Genomic DNA, 19,782 nt, shown 5'->3' with positions numbered 1-19,782 from the left:
CGCTCACGCCTCCTCTGTAGTTCTGGCGTTGTTTGAATTAATCGGGCGCGGGCTGGCGCCGAACAGTTCGATGCGCGGCTTCGCTGCGCCTGCGCCCGCACTGCCGCCCGCGGTGCCGAACAATTCAAGCTTGGGGCGCGTAGCGGCCGGCGTCGAGAACAACTCAACCCGTTTGCGTGCCGCCGCGAGCCGCTCGGCACGCGCTTCGGTGCTTTGCCGCACGAGCGCCTGTTCGCGCTCGGCCACGCCCGCTTCCTGCTGCAGACGTAATTTCTTCACCATCACCTGGCCGGTGCGCGGCATGAAAGCGACCTTGCGCGGATAGTTACCCTGCAAATCTTCTGCGACGATGCGGATCTTTTCGAGCGCCAGATAGCGGCGCACGAATTCCGAATTGCGATCGCCGATGTTCATCGTCGTCATGCCGGCCAGCACAGCGCCGCCGCCGAACACCTTGGCTTCGAAGCGCTCGCGCCGGCCGCCGGCCTTGATCAGTTCGTTGATCAGCACTTCCATTGCATAGGCGCCGTAGCGCATCGAATCCGACGCGGGCTGGCCGGCGTCCGCGCCGTCGTCGGGCAGCATGAAATGGTTCATGCCGCCAATGCCCGCCGTGCGATCCTGGATGCAGGCCGCAACACACGAACCGAGCACGGTGACGAGCACCATGTCTTCCTGGGTCGTGTAGAACTCGTTCGGCAACAGCTTCACGCCGGGGCGCTGAAAGTGATTGTCGAAGTACAGATTGGTGGCGATCGGCAGGCTGCTGCTCATGCGCTCACCCCGCTCGCCGTTGCGCTGCCGGCGTGGCTCGCGGTGCGCGCCGGCGTACGTGCGACGGCGCCCGCATCACGCGTCAGCTCATAGACGGTCTGGCCGCGCAGCTTGAACGCCTGCGTCACATAGGTGAAGTTTTCCGAGTGGCCGGCAAACAGCAAGCCACCGGATTTCATCAGCGGCTCGAAGCGCGCGAGCACCTGCGCTTGCGTCGGCTTGTCGAAATAGATCATCACGTTGCGGCAGAAGATCGCGTCGAACTGCGAGCGCAACTGGTAATCGCGGTCAGTCAGATTCAGTTGTTCGAAGCGCACCATTGCGCGGACTTCCGGACGCACCTTCACCATGCCGGTGTGCGCGCCGGTGCCCTTCAGGAAGAAGCGTTTGAGCCGCTCGGGCGACAGGTGCTTCACCTGGTCGAACTGATACATGCCGGCTTCGGCTTTCGCCAGCACCTGCGTGTCGATGTCGGTGGCGAGCACGGTGGCCTGACGCGCACCGCTGTCGCCGAGCGCTTCGATCAGCGTCATCGCGATCGAATACGGTTCTTCACCGGTCGAGGCCGCCGAGCACCACACCGAAACCGGCTGCGCGCGGCGCGGCACGAACTCGGCAAGGATCGGAAAGTGATGCGCTTCGCGGAAAAACGCGGTCAGGTTGGTGGTCAGCGCATTGGTGAACGCTTCCCACTCGGCCGGATCGTTTTCCGCTTCGAGCAGATCGAGATACTGTTTGAAGGTCTCCAGACCACGGGCGCGCAAGCGGCGCGCCAGACGGCTGTACGCCATATCGCGCTTGTGATCCGACAGCGAAATGCCGGCGCTGCGATGAATCAGATCGCGAATGCGAGCGAAATCCGCCGACGTGAATTCGAAATCCCGTCCTTGCTCGCCGGCTCTAGCCGGCTCGGCCCGGTCGGGACGTGCCGCTTGCGGAGGTGCCGCTTGCGGAGATGCCGCTTGCGGACGTTGCTGTGCGCGCGTTGCCATCATGTGAGTTCCTGCTTGCAATACGAGCCATCCCGCTTTTCGCCGGAAGGATTGCTTCTGGCGAAAGGGATTGTGTTCGCGGGGTCGCGCCCGCCCGCGAGTTCTGCCAACACGCAGTCGGCCCGCGACACGCCTGGTAAGCGTGTTTCGATGATTCGCCCCTCATGGAGCGAGATGCCGAATGACTGCATGTCTCTGTGCCACTTTCCTAGAACGTTTCCCAGTCCGCGTCCGATCCTGCCGCCGCGGCGCCTGTTGCGGCGGGACGTACAGCGGTTTCGGATACGGCGCGGGCCGTCTTCGGTTTGAGAGCCGGTTCGACACGCGCGGTGTCGGCCCCGTGGGTCGCCGAAGCTGGTGTTGCATGCGTTGCCGTGCTTGCTGCCTTGTTTGCTGCCGGGTGCGCCGTGATGTGTGCGGATGTTTGCGGCGCGGCCTTCGCTGGCTGCGCCTGCTGGCTGCCGCTCTTCCTGCCGTTCGCGCGTGCTGCCGCTTGCGAGGGACGCGCTGCAGCCGCCGTACCGCGCGCCTGGCCGCCGGCTACTTTCCAGACATTCACCACCGCTTGCAACTGGCGCGTCTGCTCTTCGAGCGACGCTGCGGCAGCCGCTGCCTGTTCGACCAGCGCGGCGTTCTGCTGCGTGACTTCGTCCATCTGCACGACGGCGCGATTCACCTGTTCGATGCCGCCCGACTGCTCTTCGGAAGCGGCGCTAATCTCGCCCATGATGTCGGTCACGCGGCGCACCGCCTGCACGATCTCGTCCATCGTAGTGCCCGCCCGGCCAACCAGCGTCGAGCCGCTTTGCACCTTGTCGACCGAGTCGCCGATCAGTTCCTTGATTTCCTTCGCGGCGCTGGCGCTGCGCTGCGCGAGGCTGCGCACTTCGCCCGCGACCACCGCGAAACCGCGGCCCTGTTCGCCTGCACGCGCAGCTTCGACCGCCGCGTTCAGCGCGAGAATGTTGGTCTGAAACGCAATGCCTTCGATCACGCCGATGATGTCGACGACCTTGTTCGAACTGGTCGCGATGTCCTGCATCGTCGTCACGACCTGGCTCACCACGTCGCCGCCGCGCGTCGCGATATCCGACGCATTGACGGCCAGCTGGCTCGCCTGACGCGCGTTCTCGGCGTTCTGCCGCACGGTGCCGGTCAGCTGCTCCATGCTCGAGGCGGTTTCCTGCAACGAAGCGGCCTGCTGTTCGGTGCGTTGCGAAAGATCGGTGTTGCCCATGGCGATTTCGCGCGCGCCGGTGTCGATCGATTCGGTGCTGCTGTGAACCGCCGTCACCATCGTCGCCATGCTTTCCTGCATGCGCTTGATGCCGGCGAACAGGCGGCCGATTTCGTTACGGCTGAACACGTTGATCTGTTCGGACAGATCACCCGAAGCGATCCGCTCGAAGCACGCCGTCGCATCGTGCAGCGGCTGCACGATCAGGCCGCGCAGCGCGAAGCGAATGCCCACCACCAGCAGCAGCGCGATGACGGTGACGCCGATAATCAGCGTGGTCATCAGCGAGATGTTCGATTGCGCGCTTGCCTGCTGGTCCGCTGCAAGCTGCTGCAGTGACTTGACGACGGCGGACGCGGCGTTGTCGTAGGAAACGAACCACGGGCTGATTTTCGTATCGGCGATGGCGTGATAGGCGGCCAGATCGTTCGCCCGCAGTGCGGCGAATTCAGGTTCCATGCCGTCGCGCATCAGGCTCGTGCGACGGGCCACCAGTTCGTCCAGTTGCGCCTGGTCGACACCGGTCTTCGGCGTGTCGAGATAGGTCTGCCAGCTCTGGTTGCCCTTGCCGTACAGCTCCTGCGCGCGATCGAGGACCTTCTTCGCCTGCTCGGTGTCGCCGGAAGCGCTCAGCGCATTGAAGCGGTCCAATGACACGCGCGAACGCAGCAGATACGAAGAAGCATCGTCGAGCGCGTGAATGGCGACCAGATCGCCGCGCGCGATCCGGTCGAGCGACTGGCTCGCGCCGTTCAGCGCGGTTAGACCAAGCGCGCCGACCACGACGGTCAGCGCAACCAGAATGACCCCCACCATCGTTAGCGATGTGCGAATCGACCACCTGCTCAGCATCTCGATGCTCCCTGTTCGATCTGTCTTTCGTACTGGCGCGTAACGATGCTTACGCGCTCAGCGTTTCGATCAGCGCCATTTCGCGGCTGGTCATCAGCTTTTCGATGTCCATCAGGATCAGCATGCGGCCGTCGACGGTACCCAGGCCCGTCAGGTATTCGGTCGTCAGCGTCGCGCCGAATTCCGGCGCCGGCATGATCTGGTCGGTGGCGAGCGTCAGCACGTCCGACACGCCGTCCACCACCATCCCGACCACGCGATGCGCGACGTTCAGGATGATCACCACCGTCTGATGGTCGTACTCGACGCGGCCCAGATGAAACTTGATGCGCATGTCCACGATCGGCACGATGATGCCGCGCAGATTGATCACGCCTTTGATGAACTCAGGCGCATTGGCGATCCGCGTCACGTTGTCGTAGCCGCGGATTTCCTGCACCTTGAGAATGTCGATGCCGTACTCTTCGGCGCCGAGCGTGAAGACGAGGAATTCCTGACCGCCGGCGTCTGCCTGCTGCGCGTCGCGGCGACCATTCGTCGCGTTCGCGACGCTCGAATTGATGGATTGGACTTCTGCCACGTTAGCCCCCAAACGGTTGGGATGAAATAAGTTGAGTGAGTGTTGCGAAAACTGCGTGCCTGACGGATGCCGTTACGGATCTCATGCGAGGCTCATCGCACCGTGCGCATGGCGCGTTTCGCGATTCAGCGCCGCCACGTCCACGATCAGCGCGACACTGCCGTCGCCGAGAATGGTTGCGGCGGAAATGCCATGCACCTTGCGGTAATTCGTTTCCAGATTCTTCACGACCACCTGCTGCTGCCCCACCAGTTCGTCGATCAGCATCGCAAAGCGGCGCCCTTCGGTTTGCATGATGGTGACGATGCCCTGCGTCGGTTCCTGCTTGGCGTCGTCGACGTTGAACACTTCGTGCAACGCGACGAGCGGCAGATATTCACCGCGCACGCGCACCACGCGTTCGCCGTTGGCCACCGTGTAGATGTCCTCGGCTTGCGGCTGCAGCGACTCCATCACGAAGTTCAGCGGCAAAATGAAGATCTCGTTGCCGACCTTCACCGACATACCGTCGAGAATCGCCAGCGTGAGCGGCAGGACAATGCGCGTGGTGCTGCCCTTGCCCGCATGCGACGTGATTTCCACGTGACCACCCATCGACTGGATGTTCCGTTTCACCACGTCCATGCCGACGCCGCGGCCCGAGACGTCCGTGACCTGTTCCGCCGTCGAAAAGCCCGGCAGGAAAATCAGGTTCCAGACTTCTTCGTCGCTCATCGTCTCGCTGACCTGCATGCCCTGCTTCGCAGCCTTGGCGAGAATCTTGTCGCGACGCAAACCGGCGCCGTCGTCGCTCACTTCGATGACGATGTTGCCGCCGTGATGCGCGGCCGACAGCACGAGCTGGCCGGTTGCATCCTTACCCGCCGCACGCCGCGCTTCCACGGTTTCGATGCCGTGGTCGAGACTGTTACGTACAAGGTGAGTCAACGGATCGATGATCCGTTCAATGAGGCTCTTGTCGAGTTCGGTCGCCTGACCGAAGGTGACGAGCTCCACTTCCTTGCCGAGTTTCGCCGCCAGATCGCGCACCAGCCGCGGGAAGCGGCTGAACACGTAGTCCATCGGCATCATGCGGATCGACATCACCGCTTCCTGCAGATCGCGTGCGTTGCGCTCGAGTTGCGCCATGCCGTTGAAAAGCCGGTCGTGCAGCGCCGGATCGAACGTGCTGGTGGTTTCGGCCAACATCGCCTGCGTAATCACCAGTTCGCCGACCAGGTTGATCAACTGATCGACCTTCTCGACGCCGACGCGAATCGAACTGCCTTCCGCGCCGCCTGCTGCTGCGGCCGGCCGTGCCGCCTTGCGATCCTGTTCGGCGGTTGCCGTGGTTGCCGCTGCTGCGCTGCTCGCGGCTGCAGCCGCGGCGGGCGCCGGCGTATTCGCCGCGCTGGAGGCCGAAGCCGCCGAGGTGTCGAACAGTCCGTGCGTAGCGGCTTGAGCGGGCGCAGCGGTGTGGGCCGCCGGTGCCGACGATGCTGCCTGCTCCGCCTCAACTGCGTGTGCCGTCTGTACTGCTTGCGCCGGGGTCGAATCGGCAGCGTCCGGCGTTCCAGGTTCGCCTTGCTGCGTCTCGTCCGCCGGTGCGGTGCCGCGGCCGATTGAGATCTGACTTTCGTCGATCACGAAACAGCACACGGCGATGATGTCGTCGGAGGTCACATCGGTCTGGAGCCACAGCGTCAGATCGCCGCCGCTCTTGACCTGCCCGACGATGTTGCCCAGGTTGCCGAGCTCTTCGGACAGCAGTTCCTGGTCCTTCTCACCTACGCCCCGTAGCGTAATTTTCAGATGGGGGCCGGCTGCATCACCGGCACCCGCGGCTTGCCCGGTCTGTGCCGGTTCGCCGTCAGTCCATTCACCCGCCGCCTGCACCGCCTGTTCGACGACGTGCTCGGGCGGGGTCCCGCCTTGACCTGCTGTTTGTGCTTCTACTCGTGCCGCCGCAACCGGCGCGCTCGATGCCGGCGCCGCGGCCGGTTCACCGCCGAGGCGGCTTTCCGCATGCAACTGTTCGAGCTTCGCGCAGATCGCCTTGGCCACAGCCGTATCCGGCTCGGCGCTCGCACGGTAGTCGGCGAGCTGGCCCGACAACACGTCCTTGGTTTCGAGGAACGTATCGATCATGTCCTTGCGCAGCACGATTTCGTTATTGCGTGCGCGGTCGAGCAGCGATTCCAGAATGTGGGTTGTTTCCGTCAGCGCGGTAAAACCGAACGTCGCCGCACCGCCCTTGATCGAATGCGCCGCGCGGAAAATTGCCGCGAGGTCTTCGGGGTCCGGGTGCGCGATATCCAGATTGAGCAGCAACTGCTCCATCTGCGCGAGCAGTTCGTCCGCTTCGTCGAAGAAGGTCTGATAGAACTGAGTGATGTCGAGTGTCATGCCTGGGTCACCGCGAGAGTTCCTGTCTAGGCTTGGGCTGTCGTGCCGCCGCGTCGAAAGCTTCTATAACTTGTGTAAAGGGGGCGCTGATGGGGCGCTCATGCGTTGTCCGGTTCGGCTAATGCCGCGACCAGTTCGGTCAACATGTCGGGGTCGAGCGGCTTTTCGATCCAGCCGGTTGCCCCCGCAGCCCGCGCCGCCGCCTTGAACGGCTCGCCCGATTCCGTCGTGAGGACGAGGATGGGTGTCGCCTGGTAAGCCGGATTGCCGCGCAGTGCCGTGATCAGATCGAGACCGGTTTTGCCCGGCATGTGCTGGTCCGTCAGCACGAGATCGAACGACATGGCGAGCGCATTTTCGAGCCCTTCATTGCCGTCCGCCGCGAGTGTCACTTCATAGCCGGCCGTCGTCAGCGTCGCGGCGAGGATTTGCCGCATCGATGCCGAATCGTCGATTGCCAGGATGTGCCTGATCATGAAAACCTCGCTGCACTTACGCTATGGATCGGCCCGCCGTCCGCGCCACCTGGGCGCACGGACCGGCCAGCCGATCGCTGTCTGTTACTGGGCCGCCGGCGCTACCGCCGGCACCTTCGGTGCAACCGTCACCGGTTGCGCAAGCCTTTGCAGCAGCGGCTTGGAGCCGGCTGCGTCGTCCGACAAGGTGGTCGTGGTGGAGTCGTCATGGTCAAGCGCCTCCTCCGACTTCTTGTTCAGCACGATGATGCTGATGCGGCGGTTTTCCGGGTCCATCGGGTCCGCCTTGTTCAGGTTCTGGGTCGACGCGAGGCCGAGCACGCGCATCACCTTCGCTTCGTCCATGCCGCCCGCGATCAGCTCGCGGCGCGACGCATTGGCGCGGTCCGCGGACAATTCCCAGTTGCTGTAGCCCTTCTCGCCGCCGGCGTACTGCGCCGCGTCGGTGTGCCCTTGCACGATGATGCGGTTCGGCACGTCGTTCAGCGTGTGGCCGATTTCGCGCAGGATGTCGCGCATGTACGGTTCAACCACGTCTTTCGCGGTCGCGAACATCGGCCGCTTCTGCGAGTCGACGATTTCGATGCGCAGGCCGGTCAGCGTCGAGTCGATGCGGATCTGCTGCTTGAACTGGCGCAGCACCGGGTTCGCTTCGATCGCGGCCATCAGCTTGACCTGCAGGTCGTGCAGACGGACCTGCTCGCGGCGTTCCAGCTCGCCCTGCGACTGCTTGTCCGAATCGTCGTTGCTATGGGAGACCGTACGCTCGGCGCGATTGTTCGTCCCGTCGGTCGAGCGCGTCACGCCCTGCGCGTCGGTCGAAATGTCGCGGCCGCCGCCCTTCAGAATGCTTGAGTCCTCGGCACTGCGATCGCCGCCCCACAACGTGATCTTCAACGGCTGGTTGAAGTAATCGGCGATGCCCTTCAACTGCACGGTGGAAGCCGAACTCAGCAACCACATCAGCAGAAAGAACGCCATCATCGCGGTCATGAAGTCCGCATAGGCGAGCTTCCACGCGCCGCCGTGATGGCCTTTCTTCGCCGGCGCGGAGCGCTTGACGACAATGGCGCGGTCTTTGTCCTTGCTCATCGAATCGGTTCCCGGCGCCCGTTACTTGGCTTTGACGCGGCGCACGTGCTCTTCCAGCTCGGCGAACGACGGGCGTTCAGTCGAGAAGAGCACCTTGCGGCCGAATTCGACGGCAATCGCCGGCGCATAGCCATTCAGGCTGGCAAGAATCGTCACCTTGATGCACTGGAACATCTTGGTCGACTCGGTCACGCGCTGTTCGGCAACGCTCGCGAGTGGCCCGATCAGCCCGTACGAAAGCAGAATCCCGAGGAAGGTGCCGACCAGCGCCTGGGCGATCATCTCGCCGAGCACCGCAGGCGGCTTGTCGGCGGAGGCCATGGTGTGCACCACGCCCATCACCGCGGCCACGATCCCGAACGCCGGCATGGCGTCGCCGACCTTGTTCAGGGCGTGCGCGGGCGCCTCGCCTTCCTGATGATGCGTTTCGATCTCCTCGTCCATCAGACTTTCGATCTCGAACGCGTTCATGTTGCCGCCCACCATCAGACGCAGGTAGTCGGTCAGGAATTCGATGATGTGCTTGTCGGCCAGGATCTTCGGATACTGCGTGAAGATCGGACTCTTCGACGGATCGTCGATGTCGGCTTCCAGCGTCAGCGTGCCTTCCTTGCGCGCCTTGGCCAGCAGGACGTAGAGGAGCGCCATCAGCTCCATATAGACGTCCTTGTTGTACTTCGCGCCCTTGAACAGGGTTGGAATGACGCGCAGCGTCGCCTTGATGGTCTTCATTCCGTTGCCGAGAATGAACGCGCCGACGCCGGCGCCGACGATCATCAGCACTTCGACGGGCTGCAGCAGCGCGCCAAGATGGCCGCCTTCCAGCGCGTAACCGCCGAAAACGGACAAAAGCGTCACGAGTGTTCCCACGAAAATCAGCACTGCCGAGCCCTCACAAAGAAGCGACGGTGACCGTCGTTAATCTGGTTTACGGCAACGGAGCAGAAAACTTTGACGGAAAAGCGGCGCGTCGCTCCGGTGTAAACCAGAGGCGGGTTAAACCGGCCGGGCAAGGCCCGGTGCCGGGTGATCGGGCTGGAAGGCCTGCCGCGTGGGGTTATCGACGCGCATAACGGCGTAGGCACGGCGCAGCGCGGCTTTGCTCGCCGTGGGCCGGCGCCCCCTGCGGCTCAAATTTCGAGCGCGGCGAGGCTTTCGCGGGCCCGGGCGTCGGCAAATTTCTTTGTCTTACCCGCGCGCGACGGCGGCTGGCACAGCCCGCAGACGAACGCATGCTGCGGATCGTGGGCATGCGCGACAAAATGTCCGCCGCACCGGCAGCAGGTCGTCATTTGCAGCATTCCGGAGTCGAAGAAACGCACCAGCGTCCAGGCGCGCGTGAGGCTGAGCACCGGTTCGTCGTCGTGCAACTGGACATGTTCCAGATAGAGCCGGTAGCTCTTCACGATCGACTGGATCGTCAGACAGCCGCCGTGGCCGGCCATGAAACGGTAGATGTTGTAGAACAGCGATGAGTGAAAGTTCGGCTGCCAGGTCATGAACCAGTCGGTCGAAAACGGCAGCATGCCCTTGGGCGGCGACACCCCTTTCAACTCCTTGTACAGCTTGATAAGCCGGTCGCGCGACAGACTGGTTTCCGCTTCCAGCAATTGCAAACGCGCGCCGAGTTCGATCAGCTCGATGGCCAGGGTAATTTCCCTGACTTCCTGCACCACGCTTTTATATGCCATCCGCTTGCATTTCCCCCGTCCTGATCGCCTTATTGGAACAAAAAGCGACCATCAGCCGAGTTGCTCGACTGGCTGGCTTGCCATCAGGATCGCGGAATGCGCCTGGGCCACGGCGCTGGATTTGCCTTTGTCCGCAAGGGCGGACAGCACGGCATGGTCATCGAAACGGAAACGGCACAACACCTGATTGGACGCCGCCAGCTTCACGGTCTGCGCCAACGACAGATTGGCGAGCACGTCGGCCAACTGGTCCGAAATCCCCATGCGAAACATGCCCATCGGCTTGTCTTCGCGCAGCAGACGCTGGGCGAGCAGGAGATAAGACAGGTTGACTTCTCTGATCTCATTGAGCATTTCGCTTGTCGCGCTCATGATTCCCCCGGGTGTATCTGGCTGGTCAGGCCGTTACGAAAACGTTTGCTCGAACGCGCGCACTTAAACCGCACGAATCGGCTCGCTTCTGGTCTTGCGAGCATTGTGTCGAAAGGGGGGACGGACGAAAATCGGACAGACACCCTGCCTGTCTGACGGATAAATCCGTCATTTGTGTAGGAATTTTTCCTACATGGCGGGAGCAAAAACGAGGTGGGACTTGGCGAAGGGGCGCGCAGCTTGGGACTGGCGATGCGTCTTGGCTAATTCTTCAGCAGAACGGTGAGCCAAATGGTGAGTCTTGAGCGACTCACGATCCGCACCTTGGAGCGGTGAGAAAGAATTATAAGACGTTTTCACTTCTGCGCAACACGCGTGGCGTAGGGCCGTATTTCAGTTCCGGGACCGCTCCTTGCTACCGTTTCTTAGGCGTTTGAATACCTATCCCCGTTGGGCTCGTCGGCTATGCGCAGCGCCTCCTGCCGACCTGTAACGCATCATGTTTCGCGCTGTAACAACATTAAGCGTTTGAAAAATAACTCGAATTGGCGCGGCCGATCCTGATAATGAAGCTAAGGGATTACCCGATGCAGGTTCGGATCACCCCCGGGCGGCGGCTTACCGCGCCCAACCGTCCGTCAGGCATTCGCTCCTCGCTCGACCCGAGCGCCGCTGTGCGAAGCCGTTTTGAACAGGAGAAACGCATGCGAATCGCACAAATTGCGCCGCTGTATGAAGCTGTCCCGCCGAAACTCTACGGAGGCACCGAACGCGTCGTCTCGTATCTGACTGAAGCGCTGGTCGACCTCGGTCACGACGTCACGCTGTTTGCGAGCGGCGACTCGGTCACTTCCGCGAACCTGGAAGCCTGCTGGCCTCGTGCGTTGCGCCTCGATCCGACGATCCGCGATGCGCTGGCTCCGCACGTCCTGATGATGGAAAAGGTGCGCAAGGTCGCGCATGAGTTCGACGTGCTGCACTTTCACCTCGACTACATGCCGTTTCCGCTCTTCACCACCATGGACACGCCGTTCGTGACGACGCTTCACGGCCGTCTGGACTTGCCGGAACTGCAACCGGTGTTCGATGCGTTCTCGAATGTGCCGGTGGTGTCGATCTCGGATTCGCAGCGCGCGCCGCTGCCCCAGGCGAACTGGCTGAACACGATTTACCACGGCCTGCCGGAGCAATTGCTCACGCCGCAAACGCACAAGAAGCCGGAATACCTGGCGTTCCTCGGCCGTATCTGTCCTGAGAAGCGCGTCGATACAGCTATCAAGATCGCTGCACAAAGCGGTTTGCCGCTGAAGATCGCCGCCAAGGTGGACAAGGTCGACCAGGAATACTTCAAGAAGGAAATCGAACCGTTGCTCTCCATGGCGCACGTGGAGTTCGTCGGCGAAATCAACGAGGCGCAGAAGCCTGAGTTCCTGTCGGGCGCCAAGGCGCTGCTATTCCCGATCGACTGGTCGGAGCCGTTCGGCCTCGTGATGATCGAATCGATGGCGTGCGGCACGCCGGTGATCGCCTTCAATCGCGGTTCGGTACCGGAGGTGATCGACCATGGCGTGACCGGCTACATCGTCGAGGACGTTCAAGGTGCAGTAGCCGCGCTACAGCGTCTGGACGAACTGTCACGCACTGAGATTCGCGCGCAGTTCGAACGCCGCTTCAGCTCGAAAACGATGGCTCAGAATTATGTGGACGGCTATTCGGCACTGATCGAAGCGACGCGCCGCCCGATGTTGCGCCAGGTCGCGGTGGGTTGAACGGTGACTTGAGCACCATGCTTAAGCGGCTGACGTTTTTTATGCGCTCAGCCGCTTAAGCGGTGCTTCTGCCGCTTACGCCGTTTTCCGATTCGCACGCCAATCATGAGTAAATTTGCCTGGTGAATCGTTTGCGCGAGCGGTTAGCTAGAGTTAACCCGCTTCGACTACGGAAAAGCCGCCTCTCAAGGGCGGCTTTTTTTAATGCAGCCGTGGATGCGCTCCCATCCCGGATTAGCGCAATGCGAATAAACAACCCGCCACCGATCAACCTTCAGTTGGCTTTCGCCCGAACCGCTGGCATTCAGGCCGCGCCAATCAGAAAGCGTTCGCGATTCTTGCCGACAATCCACTTTGGCGGTTTGCCGCGCCCGCTCCAGGTATTACCCGATTTCGGATCCTGGTACTTGGCCGGCAGTGGCGCCTTCTTCGGCGGGCGGCCACGCTTGGCGGCCACCGCAAAGCCAAGGTCTTGCGCGGTCAGACCGTATTCAGCGATCTTTTGGCGGATGTCGGCGACAACATTGTCGATTTCAGTACGCCGGGCTTCATCTGCTTGTGCCTGCAATTTGGCAATCTGCGCCTTGAGGTCTGCATATTGAGACATATCGGTTCTCCCCTTTTTAGAACTCATTCGCTCGCAGACTAGCTGCAATTATAAAAATTCGCAATGGACAATAATACCGATTTAGGAAGAAATCCTCTGATAATTATTAAGCTTCGATGAATTGTAAAACGCAATTTTTATCCGGAAATAATAGGTAAAGGCGACTCCACATTGACAATTCTTGACACCTAATCTGGCTGTCTTTCCCTAGAATTACGCGCTCAATGGCTTGAACCCGCGCTTAGCATTCATGCCGCTTCCCGCGTCGAACATTTTAGGATTACCAATCATGCAGTTGTCAAAGCGCCTTGCTGCCGAGCTGTTCGGCACCTTCTGGCTCGTGCTCGGGGGCTGCGGCAGCGCCGTCCTCGCCGCTAACTTCGCCGGCCCGGTCCACGGTCTGGGCATCGGTTTCGTGGGCGTCGCGTTCGCATTCGGGCTGACCGTCCTGACCATGGCGTATGCGATCGGCCACGTCTCCGGCTGCCACCTGAATCCGGCGGTAAGCGTCGGCCTGACCGTCGCCGGCCGCTTCCCGGCCCGCGACCTGCTGCCGTATATCGTCGCGCAAGTGATCGGCGCGGTGCTGGGCGCGCTGGTGCTGTCGTTGATCGCATCGGGCAAGCCGGGGTTCGACCTCGTCGCCAGTGGTTTCGCAAGCAACGGTTATGGTGAACGCTCGCCGGGCCACTACTCGCTCGCGGCCGCGTTCATTTGCGAAGTGGTGATGACCGGCTTCTTCCTGTTCGTCATCCTCGGCGCGACCGACAAGCGCGCGCCGGCCGGTTTCGCGCCCATCGCCATTGGGCTGTGCCTGACGCTGATTCACCTGATCTCGATTCCGGTCACCAATACGTCGGTCAACCCGGCTCGCTCGACCGGTCCGGCTCTGTTCGTGGGCGGTGCGGCGGTGGATCAACTGTGGATGTTCTGGGTCGCACCGATTATCGGCGCAGTGATCGCAGGCGTGCTGTACCCGCTCGTCGCCGAAAGCCGCCGCGGCAATTCGCAGGAACTGGCACTCGACTAATCAGCGAGTGCGCCGGGTGTGCCGGGTGTGTGCATATCCCAGGCAGTCAAAGCGGGCGCTACGGCGCCCGTTTCGTTTTTGTGCGCACGATGCGCGGGTGACCCAGTGGCCGCGAATGGCCCGCTGCTAGAATCGTGCGACTTCCCAAGCTCGCACAGGTGCTACCGATGACCCGTTTCCGCGGATTCCTGCATGGCGTCGCACTCTCCATCGGCAGTTTGTGTGCTGGTCTACTGGCATTACCCGCGGCCCATGCGGCGGACAGCAATACCGAAACACTCGTATTCGTGCGTCACGGCGAGAAACCCGCCAAGGGTTACGGCCAGCTCAACTGTCAGGGCCTCAATCGCGCGTTGGCGTTGCCGGCAGTGATCGCCGCCAAGTTCGGCAAACCGGATGCGATCTACGCGCCCGATCCCGGCCAGCAAAAGGATGACAGTGGCCATCCCTATTACTATGTTCGGCCGCTTGCGACCATCGAACCGACCGCCATCCAGTTCCAGATGCCCGTGCAAACGCCGTACGGCTTCGCCCAGATCGACCAGCTCGGCACAACGCTCGTCAATCCGGCCAATCGCAATAAGCTGATTGTCGTTGCGTGGGAGCACAAGCTGATCGTGAAGTTGTTGCGTCAGATGATGAGCACGCATGGTGGCAATGCCGCCGATGTCCCCAACTGGCACAGCGACGACTTCGACAGTATTTATATCGTTCACCTCGACTGGCAAAACGGTACGGCCCGCGCCACATTCAAACTTGACCACCAGGGGCTGAACGGCCGCGCTGCGGATTGTCCATGCGCGGCACTGCCGGGTGCGCCTTCTGCGGCTGCGGCGGGCGCTTCGGCAAGCTCGGCTGATTAATTGAGTAATACAGATGTAAGCCGTCATTACGGCCACGGCTGTCCGATTTCGGCATGGGGCGGCGGCAACGGGACGGCAATTTCTCCCAAGAGGCCGTAAAGCCTTATATGGCAGGGCTTCGAGCCGAAAGCGCGTCCTGCGTGCCGGGTTCGAAGGTTCCTTCTATAGCCTTTCAAATCCTGCACGACGCTTGCAGTCCGTAACATCTCGTCGCAGCAGCCCGCCACCGGAATGCGTAGATTGCTCCTGTGCGACAAACATACGTCGCCTCACAGGAGAACAACATGAAACGCATCGTCACTCACTTGCTGGTTGCTGCTGGACTCGCAGCGGGCGCATGCGGTGTCGCGCAAGCGCATACGGATCTGAATATTGGCCTTTCGCTCGGGGCACCGGTTTATGCGCAGCCTGCACCCGTCTACGTAGCACCCCAGCCGGTGTATTACGGCGGCTGGGACCATCGCTACGACCGCGGCGGCTATTATCGCGACGGTCATCGGGATAACCGCGGTTGGGGTCATAACGGCCGCCGCTGGGGTCACGATGACCGTGGCGATCGCCGCGGCGGATGGCGCGACTAATCCTGGCGCCCGGTAGGTCGTAGGGCGCGCCGACACGCGAACAACCGGCCCGCATCCACTAAAAAGGATACGGGCCGGTCTGTTTTCAGGACGTCAGTTCGCCGTCGAGCGAGAAAAGCTTGTGCAGATGATGCGCGACGCCCGCTTCGAAGTTGTTGCCGATACGCGGCACGTTCGGCAAACGCGTGATGAGGTCGGGGTTGGCATTGTTCATCATGAACGGATGCCCGGCGGTCTCCAGCAGGTCGATATCGTTCATGTTGTCGCCGAACGCCACGCATTGCGAGGCGTCGACACCGAGGCGCTCGAGCACGATCTGCAAGGCACGCCCTTTCGATACGTTCGACGTCATCACTTCCAGGCAATCCGGCAGCGAATAGGTAACGTACAGCGCGTCGCCGAATTCGCGCGCCAGGTTGGCCGAGATCTGTGCGAGATCGGCGGGATCCCCGATGTAAAGAACCTTGGCGATATCGACGCCGTCATGCTTCGGCAGATCGCTCACCTCGTAGGTGAAGCCGGAATCCTGATGGAATTTCAGCAGGTCGGGCGCATCCCGGTCGATTAGCCACGCCTGGTCGGCGAACAGGTTGACGATCACGCGGCCATGCGCGCCGGCGATTTCGGGCTGCACCAGCCGCTGCACGATGGCCGGAGGCAGATCATCGGCGTGAATCACCGTGTTGTCTGGCGCATGAATGCGGGCACCGTTCGACGTGATCAGATAGGGATTGATGCCCAGCAGGTCGCGAATGCCCGCCACGTCGCAGTAGTGGCGCCCCGTGGCGATCACGAAGTGCAGTCCGTCGCTTTCCAGCTTACGCACGGTGGCGATCGTGAACGGGTCCACCTGGTGGTCGGCGTTGAGCAGCGTGCCGTCGAGATCCGTGGCAATGACTTTATACATAGTGTGAGCAGCCGGGCAGCGTCAAAGGATGCATTTTACCGTTGCGCGCCGCCTCCGCGAGATTGCATCCGGCGCGCCCGGTCGATTCTCAACCGGCGAGGCGAACCGCTTCGCGCTGCGCCAACTGTAATCCCCCATGTGCCGAGTCCGCCAACGGCTCGCGCAGGCGGCCTTGATAGAGCTGCGGCACATACTCGCGCAAAGGTGCGCCGAGACCGCCGCACAGCGCGACCGGCAAGGTCGCCGAAGGGTCGAGCGCGGCAATCATCTTGCCCACTTCCACGCCGGCCTCGCCGAGCAAATGCGCCGCGAACGGATGCGTGCGATGCGCAATGACGATCGGAGCGAGCCTTGCATAAGCCGTCTGATTGGCTTCGCACAGCCAGACCACCAGACTGTCGCGGTCACACGCGCCGGTATGGGCGAGGAGCGCCTGCGCCAGATCGTCGTCGGGCACACGCCCGTCGAGCGCCTGCTGCGCGTGCACGACGGCCCGCAGCCCGAGCCAGGCACCGCTTGCTTCGTCGCCCGACGGATAACCGAAGCCGCCGGCGACCCGGCATTCGCCATTGGCGTCAAGCACGGCCGCCTGACTGCCGGTGCCAAGCGCGACGACCACGCCATGCTCGCCGCCGTGCGCGCCAAGCAAGGTGGTGTACACATCGCTTTCCACCGCAAGCCCGGCTACCGCGGGCGCCTGCGCGCGAAACGCGGCCAGCCAGTCGCGATTGTTGACCCCTGCCAATCCGCAACCGAGTACGCAGCGCGCCCAGTTCAGCGGCACACCGGCACGTGCGAATGCGTCGGCGCAGCCAGCCGCTATGGCCTGCCATGCGCGCTCCACGCCAAGGCCCAGACCCGAGGGCCCGCTCGCCGCCTGCGCCAGTTCACGGCCCTGCGCGTCGCCGAGTACGATCCGCGTGCCACTGCCGCCGCCGTCAATGCCGATCAGAAAGAGGTCTTTATTCATCGAATCGAGTGAGTTCAAGTGGTGAATAACGCATAGCGTGGCAGGTCAGTTTCAATCCCGCAATCGGCCGAATGGCCAGCTTGCAGCACGCGCGGCTTCCGCTATGCTGACGGACGACACGACAACGCGGGAGCGCGAAGGTGACACAGCGATGCAACTGGGTATCGAGCGAAGCGCTCGCACACTACCACGACACCGAATGGGGTGTGCCTTCGCGCGACGATCAGCACTTGTTCGAACTGCTGGTTCTTGAAGGCGCGCAGGCGGGTTTGTCATGGTCGACGATTCTCAACAAACGCACCGGCTATCGCCGCGCCTTCGCCGACTTTGACATCGACAAGGTCGCGCGCTTTACGCAGAAACATGTCGATGCGCTGGTGCTGGACGAAAGTATCGTGCGCCATCGCGGCAAGATCGAGTCAGCCATTACCAATGCGCGTGCCGTCCAGCAGATTCAGGCCGAGCACGGCTCGCTCGCCAACTTCGTATGGTCGTTCGTCGATCAGACGCCGATCCAGAACGATTGGGCGTCGTATAAGCAGGCGCCTGCATCGACCGAGATTTCGGACGCGCTCAGCAAGGGGCTGAAACGCTACGGCTGCAAGTTCGTGGGCTCGACGATCTGCTACGCGTTCATGCAGGCGGTCGGCATGGTGAATGACCATGAGGCAAGCTGCATGTGCCGCGCGCGATGTGCGGCGCTTGGCAAGAAAGGGCGCAATCGCAAAGCCGGCTGAGGCGGCAGTAGTCGCTAGCGCCTGGCGCGGTGGAGGCGCCGCTCGCGTCGCAGCGCAATCATCGGCGCGCCGGTAAAGCCCTTCTACGCTTTTCACGCGGGCAAACAACCGCAGCCGTAATGAGCTTCACGGCCGCGCTAAATGCGCGACGCAAAACGAACACCCCAAAAGCAAAACGGCGATGTGGCTTCTTTCGAAGCTCACACCGCCGTTCGGCGTGCAGTGCGCGAAATGCAGCGCGAAAAAACGTGCTTAGTGCAGCTTTTTCGGCAGCATCTGGCTGCGCAGGCGCTTGTGCAGGCGCTTCACAGCAGCAGCCTTCTTGCGCTTACGTGCCGTAGTCGGCTTTTCGTACGATTGGCGCTCACGCAGTTCAGCGATCAGGCCATTCTTTTCGATTGCGCGACGAAAGCGGCGAATCGCCACTTCGAACGGCTCGTTTTCTTTCAGAAGAATCGTCGTCATGTAATTCCTAACTCAATCACTTGATAGGGGTAAATTGCGTGGCGGATACCGCTCACGCGCCGGCCCTCCGGTCGTTCCGATTCATGGCCAGTAACAGGCAAACGCGGGAAAAATCCCGGCCAAACCACGAATGAAACGAGAGGCATAACGGCCACGGAGGCCGGAAAAGAGAGGTGGGGAGTTCACCGCGGAACGCGGACAGACGTAACGCATACGCCGCGCCTGTTGCCGTTTCGCCAACCTTTCATCAATGAAAAACATTGACGAAACAGGCAAAGATCTCAATTCACTCCCGATGATATCAGGAAACTCCCCATCCTACCAGGGGTTTAGCGATTGCGCCAGGTCCCGTGCGCAATCAGGCGCTCGCCTCGTCCAGTTCCCGGATATCGGCGCCGGTCAACATTAGATGAACAGCGGCGGCGAGGCTTTTGAGCTGCTCGACCGAGGTCGCGCTGGCAATTGGGGCCGTTACACTCGGGCGGGCAATCAGCCATGCCAGTGCGACCGTGGCCGGCGTACTGCCGTGCTGGTCGGCGACCCGGTCGAGTGCCTTCAGAATCCGCAACCCGCGCTCGTTCAGATACTTTTCGACCCGGCTACCGCGCGCCTTGTTGGCCAGATCCGCCTTCGAACGGTACTTGCCGGACAGAAAGCCACTTGCAAGACTGTAATACACCACCACGCCGAGCTGATTGGCGAGCGCCACTGGCTCGATGTCACGCTCGTACTCCGCGCGGTCGTACAGGTTGTACTCAGGCTGCAACAGTTGATACTCGGGCAATCCATTCTGGCGGGACACAGCGAGCGCCTCTTCGACGCGCGCGCCGCTGTAGTTCGATGCGCCGATCACCCGCACCTTGCCCGCCTCGATCAGCTTCTGATAGGCGCCGAGGGTTTCGGCCAAAGGCGTTTCGGTGTCGTCGTCGTGAGAAAAATAGACGTCGATGTAATCGGTCTGCAAGCGCCGCAGCGAATCCTCGACCGCCGCCTGAATGTTCGCCGCCGACAAGCCTTTGCGCTGCGGGTGCTTGGAAACCTTGGTGGCGAGCACGATCCTGTCCCGCTTGCCGCTCTGCCTGAACCATTTACCGATGATGGTTTCCGATTCGCCGCCTTGGTTACCCGGCACCCACACGGAATAGACATCGGCGGTATCGATGAAGTCGAGTCCGGCATCGACAAATGCATCCAGGATCGAAAACGAGGTTGCTTCATCGGCAGTCCAGCCAAATACATTGCCGCCGAACATAAGCGGCGCGACCTCTAATTCAGAACGTCCAATCCGGCGCTTTTGCATGATTTCTCCAAGGTTTGCCACAAGAAAAAACCGAGAATACGCCGTCTTTTCAATAGCTGCAGTGGATCCCCCGAATAAGGCTGCAAGCGGCTTACAGACGGG

General features: G+C 61.8%; 20 protein-coding genes. 5 read left to right on the top strand and 15 right to left on the bottom strand.

Annotated elements, in window-relative coordinates; all coding sequences use genetic code 11:
• Nucleotides 1-3: 3 nt before the first annotated feature.
• The 10 genes from cheD to flhD all read right to left on the bottom strand — a co-directional run bounded on the left by cheD (nucleotide 4) and on the right by flhD (nucleotide 10,451).
• Nucleotides 4-774 carry a chemoreceptor glutamine deamidase CheD gene (cheD, locus tag PQQ95_RS01730; protein ID WP_408434178.1) on the bottom strand — a complete coding sequence of 257 codons (771 nt, stop codon included), beginning with the start codon at nucleotides 772-774 and terminating at the stop codon, nucleotides 4-6.
• A complete protein-coding gene (locus PQQ95_RS01725; protein WP_408434175.1) occupies nucleotides 771-1,769 on the bottom strand; it encodes a CheR family methyltransferase in 999 nt (332 codons plus the stop codon). Before PQQ95_RS01725 ends, cheD begins: the two co-directional genes overlap by 4 nt.
• 205 nt (nucleotides 1,770-1,974) lie before the next feature.
• The gene (locus PQQ95_RS01720) at nucleotides 1,975-3,855 is read right to left on the bottom strand and encodes a methyl-accepting chemotaxis protein (RefSeq protein WP_408434172.1); all 1,881 of its coding nucleotides are present in this window, start codon (nucleotides 3,853-3,855) and stop codon (nucleotides 1,975-1,977) included.
• Nucleotides 3,856-3,904: 49 nt separating this feature from the next.
• Nucleotides 3,905-4,435, bottom strand: a complete 531-nt coding sequence (gene cheW / locus PQQ95_RS01715; protein ID WP_054038497.1) for a chemotaxis protein CheW — start codon at nucleotides 4,433-4,435, stop codon at nucleotides 3,905-3,907.
• 81 nt (nucleotides 4,436-4,516) lie between these two features.
• A complete protein-coding gene (cheA, locus tag PQQ95_RS01710) occupies nucleotides 4,517-6,820 on the bottom strand; it encodes a chemotaxis protein CheA (RefSeq protein ID WP_408434169.1) in 2,304 nt (767 codons plus the stop codon).
• A 98-nt stretch (nucleotides 6,821-6,918) separates the two neighbouring features.
• On the bottom strand, nucleotides 6,919-7,296 hold the full coding sequence (locus PQQ95_RS01705; protein ID WP_408434166.1) for a response regulator: 378 nt from the start codon (nucleotides 7,294-7,296) through the stop codon (nucleotides 6,919-6,921).
• Nucleotides 7,297-7,380: 84 nt separating this feature from the next.
• Nucleotides 7,381-8,388: a flagellar motor protein MotB gene (gene motB / locus PQQ95_RS01700; protein ID WP_408434163.1), complete on the bottom strand. Its 1,008-nt coding sequence runs from the start codon at nucleotides 8,386-8,388 to the stop codon at nucleotides 7,381-7,383.
• Between the two features lie 21 nt (nucleotides 8,389-8,409).
• Nucleotides 8,410-9,270, bottom strand: coding sequence for a flagellar motor stator protein MotA (gene motA / locus PQQ95_RS01695; protein WP_073427790.1), 861 nt, complete (start codon nucleotides 9,268-9,270; stop codon nucleotides 8,410-8,412).
• Nucleotides 9,271-9,518: 248 nt separating this feature from the next.
• Entirely contained in the window at nucleotides 9,519-10,079 is a 561-nt protein-coding gene (gene flhC / locus PQQ95_RS01690; protein ID WP_408434161.1) for a flagellar transcriptional regulator FlhC, read from the bottom strand.
• Between the two features lie 51 nt (nucleotides 10,080-10,130).
• Entirely contained in the window at nucleotides 10,131-10,451 is a 321-nt protein-coding gene (gene flhD, locus PQQ95_RS01685) for a flagellar transcriptional regulator FlhD (protein ID WP_006050893.1), read from the bottom strand.
• A 704-nt stretch (nucleotides 10,452-11,155) separates the two neighbouring features.
• Here flhD and PQQ95_RS01680 point away from each other — a divergent pair.
• Nucleotides 11,156-12,220, top strand: a complete 1,065-nt coding sequence (locus PQQ95_RS01680) for a glycosyltransferase family 4 protein (RefSeq protein ID WP_408434158.1) — start codon at nucleotides 11,156-11,158, stop codon at nucleotides 12,218-12,220.
• A 304-nt stretch (nucleotides 12,221-12,524) separates the two neighbouring features.
• Here the strand turns inward: PQQ95_RS01680 and PQQ95_RS01675 are convergent, their stop codons facing one another.
• A complete protein-coding gene (locus tag PQQ95_RS01675) occupies nucleotides 12,525-12,827 on the bottom strand; it encodes an H-NS histone family protein (RefSeq protein ID WP_115781349.1) in 303 nt (100 codons plus the stop codon).
• Between the two features lie 289 nt (nucleotides 12,828-13,116).
• On the opposite strand from PQQ95_RS01675, the gene aqpZ reads away from it, so the two are divergent.
• The 3 genes from aqpZ (at nucleotide 13,117) to PQQ95_RS01660 (ending at nucleotide 15,301) form a co-directional block, all read left to right on the top strand.
• Nucleotides 13,117-13,857: an aquaporin Z gene (aqpZ, locus tag PQQ95_RS01670; RefSeq protein WP_408434155.1), complete on the top strand. Its 741-nt coding sequence runs from the start codon at nucleotides 13,117-13,119 to the stop codon at nucleotides 13,855-13,857.
• A gap of 167 nt (nucleotides 13,858-14,024) precedes the next feature.
• A complete protein-coding gene (locus PQQ95_RS01665) occupies nucleotides 14,025-14,720 on the top strand; it encodes a histidine phosphatase family protein (protein ID WP_408434153.1) in 696 nt (231 codons plus the stop codon).
• Between the two features lie 284 nt (nucleotides 14,721-15,004).
• Nucleotides 15,005-15,301: a PXPV repeat protein gene (locus tag PQQ95_RS01660; RefSeq protein WP_408434150.1), complete on the top strand. Its 297-nt coding sequence runs from the start codon at nucleotides 15,005-15,007 to the stop codon at nucleotides 15,299-15,301.
• Between the two features lie 85 nt (nucleotides 15,302-15,386).
• Here PQQ95_RS01660 and PQQ95_RS01655 read toward each other — a convergent pair whose 3' ends face one another.
• On the bottom strand, nucleotides 15,387-16,208 hold the full coding sequence (locus tag PQQ95_RS01655; RefSeq protein ID WP_408434147.1) for a Cof-type HAD-IIB family hydrolase: 822 nt from the start codon (nucleotides 16,206-16,208) through the stop codon (nucleotides 15,387-15,389).
• A gap of 88 nt (nucleotides 16,209-16,296) precedes the next feature.
• Nucleotides 16,297-17,178: a glucosamine kinase nucleotide-binding domain-containing protein gene (locus PQQ95_RS01650; protein WP_408434145.1), complete on the bottom strand. Its 882-nt coding sequence runs from the start codon at nucleotides 17,176-17,178 to the stop codon at nucleotides 16,297-16,299.
• A 140-nt stretch (nucleotides 17,179-17,318) separates the two neighbouring features.
• Between PQQ95_RS01650 and PQQ95_RS01645 the strand changes: the two genes are divergently transcribed.
• A complete protein-coding gene (locus PQQ95_RS01645; RefSeq protein ID WP_408434142.1) occupies nucleotides 17,319-17,915 on the top strand; it encodes a DNA-3-methyladenine glycosylase I in 597 nt (198 codons plus the stop codon).
• Between the two features lie 252 nt (nucleotides 17,916-18,167).
• Here the strand turns inward: PQQ95_RS01645 and rpsU are convergent, their stop codons facing one another.
• Both rpsU and PQQ95_RS01635 read right to left on the bottom strand, forming a co-directional pair.
• Nucleotides 18,168-18,380 (bottom strand): 30S ribosomal protein S21, encoded by a 213-nt coding sequence (gene rpsU, locus PQQ95_RS01640; RefSeq protein WP_006050883.1) that lies wholly within the window; start codon nucleotides 18,378-18,380, stop codon nucleotides 18,168-18,170.
• 358 nt (nucleotides 18,381-18,738) lie between these two features.
• A complete protein-coding gene (locus PQQ95_RS01635) occupies nucleotides 18,739-19,680 on the bottom strand; it encodes an aldo/keto reductase (protein WP_408434139.1) in 942 nt (313 codons plus the stop codon).
• Nucleotides 19,681-19,782: the final 102 nt, after the last annotated feature.

The sequence above is a fragment of the Paraburkholderia caffeinilytica genome, from assembly GCF_046030355.1.
In the GTDB taxonomy this organism is placed as follows: Bacteria; Pseudomonadota; Gammaproteobacteria; order Burkholderiales; family Burkholderiaceae; genus Paraburkholderia; species Paraburkholderia caffeinilytica_B.
The sequence above is the reverse complement of the archived record's forward strand: the minus strand, read 5'-3'. Positions and strand labels throughout refer to the sequence as shown.